This is a genomic window from Enterocloster lavalensis (assembly GCF_046603895.1).
GTDB lineage: Bacteria > Bacillota > Clostridia > Lachnospirales > Lachnospiraceae > Enterocloster > Enterocloster lavalensis.
Map to the genome: position 1 here is coordinate 2804724 of NZ_CP176637.1, position 13133 is coordinate 2817856.

The following is a 13133-nucleotide window of genomic DNA, read 5'->3' on the forward strand; positions in this document are numbered from 1 at the left end:
ATCCCCCCTCTTTTTATTCAATATTGCCTAAATTTTGTGTGAATTTCGTTATAGTTTTATCAATAATATGTAATTTCCGTTTTGTTTTTAACAATGTCCCCCTGGGGAGTGGTGGCCGGATGCTTTAAAAACTGATATGTTTCAGTGGGGATGATATTTTTATAAATTGCGGTTGGTTTGATCGAAAGCGGGAATTCAGGTTTGACGGGATGTCCACTTAGCGGTATACTGAATACAACATAATTTACCATATTATACAAGGGGGACTTTAAGATGAAAAAAACTTTCATGACCGCGATTCTGGCAGGGCTTATGGCCGTATCCATGAGCATGACGGCCTTTGCAGGGCAATGGCAGCAGGATGCAAAGGGCTGGTGGTATCAGAACGATGACAAGACCTATTTGAAGGACGGCTGGAAATGGGTGGACGGGAAGTGCTACTATTTCACCTCCGACGGTTATTGCCTGACCGGGACCCAGACGCCCGACGGATACACCGTGGACGCCAGCGGGGCCTGGATCGTGGACGGCGTCGTGCAGACGCAGGGCGGTGAAGCGGCTGCGGCCCCAGAGCAGAGTACCGTCACGGCAGGTGGTTTAACGCTTGCCATTCCCAACGGATTTTCAAAGTATTCCGAGGAGGATGGATTTGTTTATCTTGCCAACTCAGATACCACCGCGATGATTGCTCTGGCTTCCGAAAGCCTGGCTGACCTGGGTTTCAGCGCAGAAGAACTGAGAATGCTGACCGCACTTTCCGATTATATCCTGGATGAGGCTATGAAGGAGAATACCGGGGTTGAAATAACCGGCACTAATCTGCAGCTCGCCAACCGCACCTGGCGCTTCTACGACTACGGGTATAACCCCGTTCTGGAAATTCCAGGCCAAACGCAGGTCTATGCCAGACTGACCGAAAGTCACCTGTACATGATCTTCTTCGCCGGAGAACTCTCCGGGATGGACACCACTTCCATCATGCAGAACAACCTGCGCTAAAGGCCGCCGTCTTTAGCTGCCAAATGAAAACACTACAAAAAAGGAAGAATCCCAGCCGCGCCTGCCGCACCCGGGATTCTTCCTTTTTCAATCTATACCATATTGATAACCCTTGTCCAGATTTCCATAAACTCCTCGCCCGAAAGCGTCTCCCGCCGGATCAGCTCCCCGGCAAGCGTTTCCAGCGCGCCCTGCCAGCGGGTGAGTATCTGCAAGGTCTGCTCATACTGTTCCTTGAGGACCCGGATCACCTCCCGGGACACCTCCTGCTCCATCCCCGGCAGCACGCTGCCCGCATTGGCATTTCCCAGGTAATCAGCGGCTTCCGCCAGGATGGCAGCCGGACCGAAGAGGCCGCACATTCCATACTGCGCCACCATCCGTTTTACGATGCCGGTGGCCTTAGCCAGGTCATCCCCCGCTCCCTGGGTGACGCCGCCCTCCCCGCCGGTCAGCTCCTCCGCGGCCCGTCCGCCAAGCAGGCAGCGCACCTCGGCCAGCAGGTCGTCCTTTGTCCTCAAATGCTTATCCTCGCCGGGCAGGTTGATCACGTACCCCAGCGCCGACTCCCCTCTGGGCACGCAGGTGACCTTTTCGAAGGGCCGGACCGCCTTGTCCCTGGCCACAGGGTTTCCCTCGCCGTCCACCACGCGCAGAAGGGCGTGCCCGATCTCATGAAACGCCACGATCTTCTTATCCTGAGCCCCAGGGGTTTTCCGGGACGGAAGGCCCACAATCATATTCTCCAGCGCTTCCAGCAGGTCCTCCAGCGTCACGGTGTACAGGCAGTTGTCCGCCGGAACCGGGCCGGGACGCCAGCCTCTGCCAGCCGCCAGAATTCCCGCCTCATTGACCAGGTTGGCCAGCTCCGCCGGGCTGGCGCCGTAGCTTCTCGCCGCCGTTTCCCGTATCACCGCTTCAGCGGTTTCGGACCACCGGGCGTCCAGCTCCTTCTCTTTTTGGTTGAGCGACGCGGCCAGGGCCGGGCGCAGCTGCTTTTTGGCATACAGCCGCAAAATATCCTCCCGGCCCTTGCGGTCCGGCAGCCCCACGGGGATGCGCCGGTCAAACCGGCCGGGGCGCAGCAGCGCCGGGTCCAGAATCTCAGGGCGGTTGGTGGCTCCCAACACAAACAGATTTTGGTTCCCCGAAAAGCCGTCCATGCAGGCCAGAAGCGCAATCAGCACTTCGTCCGCCCCGCCCCTGGCCCCTCTCGCCTTCGCCACCGCATCCAGCTCGTCAATAAAGATCACCACCGAGGCGGCTTCCGCCTTCTGCGCCTGCAAAAACAAATCCCGCACCCGGTCTGCGCCGGTGCTGAGTCCCCCGGCCAGAAGATCCGTGGCTGCCAGAGCGATAAAGGCCGTGCGGCCCTTGCTGCAGCCCGGGTCCATTTCCCGGACACGCCGGGCCGTCTCCCCGGCCGCGGCCCGGGCCAAAAGGGTCTTGCCCGTTCCGGGCGGGCCCACCAGCAGCGCGCCCTTGGGAAGCCGCGCTCCGGCCAGGCGGTAGGTGTCGCTGTGGGCCAGCATGTCCACCACCTCGCCCAGCTTTTCAACCGCGGTCTCCTGGCCCTTCACATCCGCAAAGGTCTCCGTTATGTCCTGCTCCACCTTAAATAACTTGCGGGTGCGTCCCAGACGTTCCTCGTTGGCCTCCAAAATGGCCTCATAGTTGTCGACCAGCTCCTTGCCGTAGGTCTCGGTCACGGTCCGCCAGACCTGCGCCCAGCCCGGGGCCTCCCCCTGCTGCCGGAAGAAACGGTATTCCGTTGCCAGGCGGACGGCCAGCGTCTCATTTCCCCGGAAATACGCGAACTGATCCGCATACTCCTGACCGGTGACGCGCCGGTAAAAATGCTCCGCCAGGCGCAGGGCTTCCCCCTCCAGGCGTCCGCCGGGCAGAAGCCCCGGCTCCCGCCTGCCGATCCGGAATTCCAGATCCCGCACCAGATCGGGCACGGAGGGACTTTCCAGCTCCAGCACCGTCACCCGGCTGTAAAGTCCTGGATTGTCGTTTAAGAAACGGCGTGTTTCCTTCTCATATCCGGCCATCAGGATGGTGGGAAGCTGGTTCTCCCGGTAGGTCTCGTACTGCTCCACCTCCTGCCCGCTCTTCTCGTCGGTGACAATCTTCGGAAGTCGGCACTCCCCTTTGAGCACCGGAAGCAGCGCCTCCAGGGCCTCACGGCCGAAATCCTCGCCCGAGGTGTTAAACAGCGTGTACACGTCGTCCAGGAACAGGACGGTTTTCCGCTCAATGGCCTGGATGATCACCTTCAGCGTTTTGGGCCTGGTGTGCCCGATATACCGGCCCACCAGATCCCTCGCGCTGATGGCGGTGCACATGTCGTCCGGGTCCGTGTCTGACCGGGGGATCACATGAAATTCCACCAGCGTGTCCACCAGCCGCTTTGCCAGCGTGCTTTTGCCCACGCCCGGACCGCCGAGAATCACGATTCCAGCCAGGCGGCCCGCTTTTTGTTCCCAACCCGAAGGCGGGTACTCCCCCATATATCCCCGCTCCACCACCAGGCGGTGCACGGTGTCCACAATGGATGAGGCCTCCATCAGGCCTTCCTCCGGCGGGAACAGGCGGCGGGATACCTCTTGACGTGGGATAAAGCCGGGGAGAGGAACAGGGGCGGCGGCAGCTGGCGGCGCAGGGACGGCGGGCGGTGGGGCGGCGGCGGGCGGTGAGGCGACGGCGGACGATGGGGCGGGAGTGGCCGGTGGGGCGGAAGCGGCGGCCGGTAGGGTGGGAGTGGCCGGTGGGACAGAAGCGGCGACCGGTGGGGCGGAGGTGGCCGGTGGGACGGGAGCGGCGGCCGGTGGGGCGGCTACGGCTGTCCCGCACGTTTCTGTCTCATTCCGCTCCGGATAATTTGTCTCATTTTCCCACGCGCTGACCGCCACGCCGATCACAGCCGGGTAGGAAAAAATTCTCCTGGCCTGCTCCACCGCCTGAGGATCGGAGGCGTCTCCAAAGCCCTTTAGCCAGAGCCGGGGGCTGCGGATATCCTCAAAACCCCTGGACGGCCTGCCTTCCACTCCTTTGAATTCCCCCTTCTCAATTCCGCCAAGGTAAACCTTGCCATCCTGCCACCGGTAGATCAGCACATAGGGCCGTCTTTCGTCGGTATCGGGAAGCAGTCTGCGCATATTGGTAAAGCTGCAATCCTTCTGTACCTCCAGGCAGAAGTCCACGAAGGACCGCTCCCCAATTTTAAGCGGCAGGCCGGTGTAAAGATGGTTCTGCACCTCCGGCAGCCGGAACAGATAGGTGTAATTGCCCGTGTCGTCCGCAGGCAGCGGCTTAAACGTATGGGGGGCGGGAAGCCCATCCTTGTTGTCCGCCCCGCTGCAGAACGTCAGGGCGACGCAGCTGTTGGAACCGCGGTAGCCTTCCGTTTTCCAGCGGTTTCCATTATACTGGATACAACAATACCGGCCATTTTCAACCTTAAAATAGACCACGTAATGTTTGTACGAGCGCATGTCCTCCATATCCCGCAGCAGCGCTAATCCCCTGTTCAGCCATATTCCGCATCGGCAGTCAAAATTAACCTGCTCGTAGCTGGTCATAAAAACGTTATCGTAGTCGACCTTTGGGATATTTTCCGACAGCTTCCAGTCCGACATCTGGTAGCAGTATTCCTTGTAGTTCAGAATTTCACCCTGGAACGCATTTTCTTCTTCCACAGGATTCCGGACATCCGGAATTGTTTTTTCCTCCGCCCCATTTTGTTCCTTTGTTGCCCCTTCCTTCCGGATCCACAGTTCCTGATAACCTCTCAGGTGATAATCCTGATAGCCGCGCAGCCAATGACAGGAATGGTAAATGCTTCTGTCGCGGCCCACAAACGGCTTCTGATCGATTTTCCGAAAATCCAGAAGCTCGTCCCGTTCTCTTTTTTTCTTCTGAATGCTGTCTTTTGCAAGTTCGTTTTCCCGATCCCGCCGGCCCTCCACCTCCTGTAAAGGTCCACGTTTCTGATCACACTGGCTCTTTCCCACTGTCATGGGCATATCTTCACACGATTCGTTTTTGCAATCCTCTTCCTCAGGCTTGTTCTTAGCCTTTCTGTACCGCCGGTTCTCTCCCTTTACCAGAAAATACTCGTTCGTCAAAGAATCTTCCTCGTACACGGCCATAAAATAGCCTTCCTGAATCTCCGTCCAGAGTTCCTCCTCCGCCGGTTCCTCTGCGAATTCCTTTACCACTCTGGTATATATCTTCCCTCGCAGCTTCTGCGCGATTGGCTCGCCGACCGTTCCCATATAAAATCCCAGCGGTTTTCCCGCCGTATCCCATGGGCACAGCTGAATCCTCCGCCTGCATTTCAGCGTAACGCCCCCGTCTCCAAATCCCGCCTTGCTGAGATAGCAGTCGTAACCGGACAGCGTGTAGATCATCAGGTTTGTGTTTACCGGCGCGTAACAATTAACAAAATCCGATTCCCGCTCCTGACAATTATCCCAGGCCAGAGGAATAAACATACAGGTCTGTCCCTCAGCGTAAGGATAATAGGGCCCCGTTTTGAGGCAGTCCCACTTCTCCACCTGATAAACATCCGGTATTTCCGCTCTTACCAGCCTCATTTCGCTGAGCCAGCCTTTTTTCGCGGAGGCATTTATATCGTTACCCCAGCCATATCTCCGGATCAGAAGGCGATCGCGCTCCCCTCTGCAAAGATAGCGCTGAAGCTCATACAGGGTCCAGCGCACCGAGGCCTCCGGGCGGTCCAGTATCCCCTGGGCCGATTGCGCCTCCCCATCAACGGAAATCAGAAATTTCACACCGCTCTTGGTATGCGCTTTCCCCGCCGGGAACGGGAACCGCAACTCAAGATAGCGCCGGACTAATTCTGCACGATTCCCATCCTCCCTGCCTGCGGATCCCTCCGGCCAGCTATATAGTTCAAACTCTGCGCAGACGGACAATTCCTGCTGCACATTCGTATTGATTTCTAAATTTTTCCAAATCCAAACTTTCACTTTTACCGCCTGCATCTGCGCCAGCGCCCTGCACAGCCGTTCCAGGCTCTCAATCTCACAGCTTCCTTTGCTCTCCCACCGGGATAACTGGCTCTGGGGCACTCCCATGCGCTCCGCCAGGTCGTTCTGGGTCAGCCCACGGGCCATTCTCAGTTTCTTGATCTGCTCAGCCAGCTCCTGATCCTTACCCAGATAACCCAAAAGCTGATCGTACAACCGCTGAAATTCCACTTCATCATATGTTTTTGACTCCGTATCCATCGTTCCTCCTTGATCTAATCCGGTATATGCGATATATTGAATATAAATAAGGTATATTTTTATCATATACTTGTTTTCAATTTTTCAATATTTCATTCCTCCGGTTTTATGTCAAATGATGCCCCACATATTGGTTCTCCCACCTCCCACTATACAAAAAAAGCGGATTTTGCCAGGGGATTCCATCTATTTTTAGGAATCCCGCGGCATTTACCCGCTTTCAACTAAAACTTGTAATTGTATTTCCACACTCACCGGTTCTCATACCCCGCCGGATACTCAATTCTCTGATTGGAATATTCGAAGGGCCACACGGTCTTGTATTCGCCGTCCTGGATCTGGGCGATGGCTACGGAAGCGTAGATGTTATTATGATAATGCCGGACCCCGTCAAATTCATGATCCTCGAACTTGATCCGGTCGTAGGGCAGAATGATCTCCGGGCCGTCAGGAAAAGATTCCCGGATATCAATCTTTGTAAGCACATCCTTCACCGTCTCCCCATCGTCGGTTCCAGCCTGCTCAAAGGCGGTCTTGAAGGTCCAGACAGCCGTATAGGATTCTGCCGAATGGCCGTTCATATCCACACCGAAGATTTCCTTAAAACGCCTGTTGATCTCCTGCCCTTTGGTCATATCCGGATTCCACTCCACCACAGAAGTGACTCCCTCCGACATTCCCCTGGTTGCCGGGATAAAGCTGGGATCCGCAAAACCGTTGGCCTTGGCGATGAGGATCGGCGGACGGTAATTCTGTTCATACATGGTCCGCATCAGCAGGCTGGCGTCGGAGACATAGCTCTCCGCCAGGACCGCGTCGGCCCCGGCCGCCTTCAGCTCCAGGATCTCATCCGTCAGGTCCGCTGCCCCCTGGCCGTACTGGATCTCTTTTACGATCTCCATTCCATACTGAGGCGCATAAATCCTCGCACAGCGGATGGCCTCCTGGCCGATCATGCTGTTGTCCGCAAACACGGCGATGGTCTTTACTTCCTTCCCGGTCTGCTCCGCCTGCTCCTTCATGTACATGAACATATTTTCCAGATAAAGGGAATTCATGGGACAGAGACGGAAAAAATACTCATTGTGGTGGGTGGAAATGCTGTCCACCGTGGAGATTGCCGTGATCATAGGGATATGGTACTCCTCACACACCTCGGCGACAATCTCCGTCAGTGTGCTCTGATGGCAGCCCACAATCGCATGCACCTGCTCCTCGGTGATCAGGCGTTTTGCCACGGCCCGGGCCACCTCCTCATCCCCTTGGGTATCTCCCCGGATGATCTCGATGGGACGTCCGTCCACCCCTCCTGCCGCATTGATATCCTCCGCCGCAAAGTCAATTCCCCGCAGAATATTGGTGCCGATGGCGGCGTTGTTGCCGCTCAGAGCGTAAATCGCGCCGATCCGGATCGGTTGGCCCGTCAGAGCCGTTCGCCCGGAAGGCTTCGCCGCGGCGCCTTTTACACCTGGCTCCTGCCCCGCCTGTCCTGCTGCTGCGCCCGCGCCCGCCGTCTGTCCCGCCTCGCCGCCCACGCCTGCCGCACGTTCCCCGGCTGTCCCGGCCCCGCCCGCCGGTCCCGCACAGCCCGTCAGCAAAAAAGCGGCCAGAGCGACGGCAGCGATTGCCAACGTCTGTTTCTTTAAAATCATGGGATGCTTCATGTTTATCCCCCCTGTCGCCTGAACTCAATATACCCCTATCATACCAGAAATGCCTATCGGAAATCCAGTATTTTCCCGTATCCGCAAACTCCGCAACTGTCGGAAATCAGCCTGCCGCGTTGCGCAGCAGGCTGTTATGTTCCTGGCAGTTTTATTTCCTTGATCCGTTATAACAGTTGCCGTTCACACCTGCTCCCTACTGCAGCGGAGCCGGGTAAGCGATCTTTGTCTCGGTGAAGCTGAAGGGCCATACGGTCTTCCACTCGCCGTCCTGAATCTGGGCGATTGCCACGGAGGCAGAGGTGTTGTCTCTGTAGTGCGTCTCGCCGGCCAGATCATAGTTCTCAAACTTGATGCGGTCGTAGGGCAGGATGATCTTGCGTCCGCCCGGGAACTCGCCCTGAATGTCCAGCTCAGCCAGCGCGTTCTTCACAGCCTCGCCGTCGGTGCTGCCAGCGGCCTCGATGGCGGTCTTGAACAGCCATACGACGGTGTAGGACTCTGCGGAGTGGCCGTTCATGTCCACGCCGAACTGTGCCTTGAACTCTTCGTTGATCTCAACGCCGTTTACCAGGTCCGGGTTAAACTCTACTACAGAAGCGACGCCGTTGGAAATCGCGCCTAAGTTGGTGATAAAGGAAGGATCGGTAAATCCGTTCGCCTTTGCAACGATCATTTTCGGGCTGTAGTTCTGCTCTTTTAAGGTCTGGATGAACAGGGTTGCGTCGCCGATGTAGGAATCGCACAGGATCGCATCCGGGTCAGCCTGCTTCAGAGCCAGCACCTGAGCGCTTAAATCGGTCGCATTGCTGGTGTAGTCAACCGTTGCAACCAGCTCGATGCCGTACTGGTCCTTGAACAGCTCCACGCAGCGGATCAGCTCCTGTCCGATGGCCGCTCTGTCGGTGAAGATCGCAACGGTCTTGATCTCCTCGCCGGTCTGCTCTGCGGAATCCTTTAAATACATCAGCATGTTCTCAACGTATACGGAGTTCAGCGGGCACAGGCGGAAGAAATAGTCCATATCCTTGTGTTCCTCATTGGACAGTCTGTCCAGGGTGGAGATGGCGGTGATCATCGGAACGCCGTACTGCTGGCATACCTGAGCCACGACCTCGGTCACAACGGACATATGGCAGCCCATCATCACATCGACCTTTTCCTGGGTGATCAGACGCTCGGCCTCGGATCTTCCGGTAGCGGCATCTCCCGCATGGTCGCCGCGGACAACCTCCAACGGCCGGCCGTTAACACCACCTGCCGCATTGATCTCAGCTACTGCAAAATCAATGCCGCGCAGAATATTGGTACCGATGGCGGCGGAACCGCCGGACATTGCATAGATCGTACCGATTTTGATGGGTTCGCCGGTCAGCTCTGCGCCGGCCTCTGCCGCTGTTGTGCCGGCATCCGCCGCTGCTTCCGCCGCCTTCGTCACGGCTTCCGTCACCGCATCGGCTGCCGCAGGAGCCGCGGAAGACGATGAGCCGGAACCGCCTGCGCATCCTGCCAGCATGGAAATCGCCAGCGCCGCTACGCACAACACAGAAGTAATTTTTTTCAATTTCATGTTTTCCTCCTTTTTTACCGTTCCGGTATTCCCGGAACTGCTCTATTTCACACCAGACTGCCAGCGGTGTAAAAATCCTTCAATGGTCTGTTTCTAAATGCCAAGATAGGCTTTCTTGACGTGTTCATTGGCCTGTAACTCAGCGGAAGTCCCTTCCAGGGCGATGCGGCCGTTCTCGATCACATAGCCCCTGTCCGCAGCGGCCAGGGCCTTGGTGATATCCTGCTCTACAAGCAGCACCGAGATACCGTCGTTTTTCGCCAGAGTGGAGGCCACATTCAGAATGTCGTCCACGATATTGGGCGCCAGGCCAAGGGACGGCTCATCCAGGATCAAAAGCTTTGGCTCGCCGATCAGCGCCCGGGCCACGGCCACCATCTGCTGCTCGCCGTCGGACAAGGTGCCCGCGGCCTGTTTGGCCCGTTCCTCCAGCTTTGGGAACCACCCGTAAGCCTTTTTCAGATTCTCCTGGAAATGGGCTTTGGTCCCCTTGTTGAATGCGCCCATCTGTAAATTTTCCAGAACGGTCATGTCCGTGAAGAGCTGCCGTCCCTCCGGCACCTGCACGATGCCGCTGTTTAAGATCACCCGGGAATTCTTTTTCGCCATGTCCTCCCCATTAAATACCACCGATCCGGAAGAGGGTTTGAGCATTCCCGTGACCGCCCGCACCATGGTCGTTTTGCCAGCGCCGTTGGAGCCCAGGATGGCGACGATCTCACCCTCCGCCAGTGTAAATCCGATGTCCCACAGGATATTGACGGAGCCGTACCCTGCATTCAAGCCTTCGACTTTAAGCATGTGCATCCTCCTTCTTCATCCCCAGATATACCTCCATAACATACGGGTCGTTCATCACCTGCTCCGGCGTGCCTTCCGCGATCTTTTCGCCGTGGTGGAGCACGATGACCTCCTCGCACAGGCTGACCACTGCCTGCATAATATGTTCGATCAAAAAGATCGTCACGCCGGACTCGTTGATCTTGCGGATCAGCCGGATGGCCTCCTCCGTCTCAGCCGGGTTGAGACCCGCCATATTCTCGTCCAGAAACAGCATTTCCGGTTTTGTGGCCAGGGCTCTGGCCATCTCCAGACGTTTCTGGTCGGGCGTTCCCATGTCCTTGGAGAGCACATGGCGCTTCTCAAAGAGGCCGGTAAACTGCAGCACCTCCATGGCCCGCTCTCTGGCCTCCCTCACGCTCTTGGCTCCGGCATGACCGAAATAGGAGGAGGCGACCACATTGTCCAGCACGCTTAAATTTTTCAGCGGCTTCATAATCTGGAAAGTCCGGGCGATCTTCATATTGGTGTACTCAAAGGCTTTCTTATCAGTAATATCTTCCCCTTTATAGAAGATCCGGCCCTCTGTGGGAGGGTAATACCCGCAGATCATATTAAAGGTGGTGGACTTTCCCGCGCCGTTTGGCCCGATCATGCCCGTGATGCCCCCTTCCCGGATGGAAAAGGAAACGTCCTTCACGGCAGTCAGCCCCTTAAAACGTTTGGTAATATTCTGTACTTCAATGATTGGAGATTCCGCCATCTCTACGCCTCCTTCCTCTCATACTCCATCAGCTCTACCTCCTCCAAAATATCCAGGGAAGGCTTCCTAAGGATCTTTTCATCGATAAACTGTTTGGTCCTGCTGTGCATAAACCAGCCCAGGACACCGGATGGCCGGAACCGGATGACCGCCAGCAGCACCACCGCGTACATCAACATGTTGATGCCCGGAAGCACGGCGCTGAAATTGGCTCTCAGGTACTCGGACAGCGGAATCATGATCAGTCCGCCCACAATGGTCCCCTCCACAAAGGCAGCGCCGCCTACGACCGCCGGCAGCACCGACTCGGTGGACTTGGCCTGGATCATCAGATCCGGGTCGATATAGCGGATATAGCTGGCATAGAAGAAGCCCACCAGGCCCGCCACCATAGCCGAGATCACCACCGCCATAATCTTATACTTTGTGGGATTAATACCGATAGCTGCCGCCGCATCCTCGTCCTCACGGATGGTCTTTAAGGCAAATCCCATTTTGGACCGGTCGATTTTTTTCATGATCAGATAGATTCCCACCATCATGGCCAGACCCACATAGTAGTAAGGCACCTTGCTGGCAAACCGGAAATTCAGCCAGGAATCCTGACCGAAGGGCAGGCCAACGCCGCTGGCCCTTCCGAAGAACTCCGAGTTGATAATCACCTGGCGGATGGACTCTCCAAACGCAATGGAAACCAGGGTGAAATACGGTCCCCGCAGAATAAAGCAGGGGTAAAACACAATACCTGCAACCAGACCCACCACAACCATGCCGAAGATCGCGGCCAGCCAGGGATTCGCCCCGGTCTTTACCACCAGCAGGCAGCAGGCATAGGCTCCAAGGCCCATATAGGCCGCATGGCCCAGGGAGTTCTGCCCCGTCATTCCACCCAGCAGGTTCCATGCCATGGACAGTGTGGACATATAGAAGGTCAGAACAAAAATGTTTAACATGTACGGCGACTTCACCATCGTGGGAATCAGGATGAACGTCAGAAGAACCAGGCCGACCAGGATGGCAAGATTCCGATGGTAAACGCGTACCGCTTTCTTACGATCCATATTATTTCCTCCTCGCTATCACGGTCTGGCGTACAACCAGGATCACGATAAATGTCATAAATACGATCAGGTCGCTGTAGGACGGGCTGATAAACAGCGCGCTCATGGTCTCCAGCAGCCCTAAAAAGATACCGGCTAAAAACGCTCCCGGAATGGACCCCAGTCCTCCTACGACTACCACGATCAGTGCCCGGAATCCGAAGCTGGCGCCCGCCGTCGGGAAAATGGTGTAAAACTGCGTCAGCAGCGCTCCCGCGGTACCCGCCAGCGCAACGCCCAGGCCGTAGGTCAGAAGGTAGATCTTCTTCACGTCGATTCCCACTACCTCAGCGCCCACCGGGTTCTGGGATACGGCGCGGATCTGCTTTCCCACGGTGGTATATTTCAGGAATGCAAACAGCGCAATGGTAACCACGATCAGAACCCCGAAGCTGATCATCCTCGGCAGGGAGATTGTCACCGGTCCCATCGGGATGTAGGTCTGGGAATAAGCGGTGCGGATCGAGCGGTACTCCGATCCGAAGATGACCAGCGCACCGTTGGATAGCAGCAATCCCAGTCCCACTGTCAGAAATAACAGGTTCGTAAAACTCTTTGTTCCAAGGGACGGTGTGATCAGCGTATGCTGAATCCCGGCTCCCAGAACGAACATCACGGCCGCCACCATCGGAACCGCCAGATACGGATCAATCCCGAAAAAGGTGTAAAGTATGAATGTCAGGTACATTCCCACCATCAGCATCTCTCCATGGCAGAAGTTAACAATTTTCATCACGCCAAAAATAATGTTCTGCCCCATGCCCATCAGAGAGTAAAAGCCTCCCATCAGAAGTCCATTGACACACGCCTGCAAAAACATGTTCATGAACGTATTCCTCCTCTCCTGTGTCTTTTCATTGATCTAACACTAACTACCATGGCCATAGTTTAGCACAAAAAAAATAGCACTAACTTGCAAGATCCTGCACATTTCTTTTCCGGCCTCCAGGCCGGCGAAAAATATGTAGCATTATTTTGCTATGAGTTTGTGCTATTTTA

At 56.2% G+C, this 13133-nt stretch carries 8 protein-coding genes; 1 reads left to right on the forward strand and 7 read right to left on the reverse strand.

Going from position 1 to position 13133, the window contains the following annotated elements; genetic code table 11:
• The first annotated feature begins 273 nt into the window (after positions 1 to 273).
• The gene (locus tag ACK2JC_RS12450; RefSeq protein WP_092362759.1) at positions 274 to 999 is read left to right on the forward strand and encodes a hypothetical protein; all 726 of its coding nucleotides are present in this window, start codon (positions 274 to 276) and stop codon (positions 997 to 999) included.
• Between the two features lie 92 nt (positions 1000 to 1091).
• Here ACK2JC_RS12450 and ACK2JC_RS12455 read toward each other — a convergent pair whose 3' ends face one another.
• The 7 genes from ACK2JC_RS12455 to ACK2JC_RS12485 all read right to left on the reverse strand — a co-directional run bounded on the left by ACK2JC_RS12455 (position 1092) and on the right by ACK2JC_RS12485 (position 12960).
• A complete protein-coding gene (locus tag ACK2JC_RS12455; protein WP_320937315.1) occupies positions 1092 to 6257 on the reverse strand; it encodes an AAA family ATPase in 5166 nt (1721 codons plus the stop codon).
• Between the two features lie 251 nt (positions 6258 to 6508).
• A complete protein-coding gene (locus ACK2JC_RS12460; RefSeq protein ID WP_368272607.1) occupies positions 6509 to 7921 on the reverse strand; it encodes an ABC transporter substrate-binding protein in 1413 nt (470 codons plus the stop codon).
• 196 nt (positions 7922 to 8117) lie between these two features.
• Entirely contained in the window at positions 8118 to 9491 is a 1374-nt protein-coding gene (locus tag ACK2JC_RS12465; protein ID WP_007708083.1) for an ABC transporter substrate-binding protein, read from the reverse strand.
• A gap of 93 nt (positions 9492 to 9584) precedes the next feature.
• On the reverse strand, positions 9585 to 10292 hold the full coding sequence (locus ACK2JC_RS12470; RefSeq protein ID WP_411338491.1) for an ABC transporter ATP-binding protein: 708 nt from the start codon (positions 10290 to 10292) through the stop codon (positions 9585 to 9587).
• Positions 10285 to 11034 carry an ABC transporter ATP-binding protein gene (locus ACK2JC_RS12475; RefSeq protein WP_107435032.1) on the reverse strand — a complete coding sequence of 250 codons (750 nt, stop codon included), beginning with the start codon at positions 11032 to 11034 and terminating at the stop codon, positions 10285 to 10287. The genes ACK2JC_RS12470 and ACK2JC_RS12475 overlap by 8 nt, the downstream gene beginning before the upstream one ends.
• A 2-nt stretch (positions 11035 to 11036) precedes the next feature.
• On the reverse strand, positions 11037 to 12095 hold the full coding sequence (locus tag ACK2JC_RS12480; protein WP_320937317.1) for a branched-chain amino acid ABC transporter permease: 1059 nt from the start codon (positions 12093 to 12095) through the stop codon (positions 11037 to 11039).
• A gap of 1 nt (position 12096) precedes the next feature.
• A complete protein-coding gene (locus ACK2JC_RS12485) occupies positions 12097 to 12960 on the reverse strand; it encodes a branched-chain amino acid ABC transporter permease (protein WP_007708090.1) in 864 nt (287 codons plus the stop codon).
• Positions 12961 to 13133: the final 173 nt, after the last annotated feature.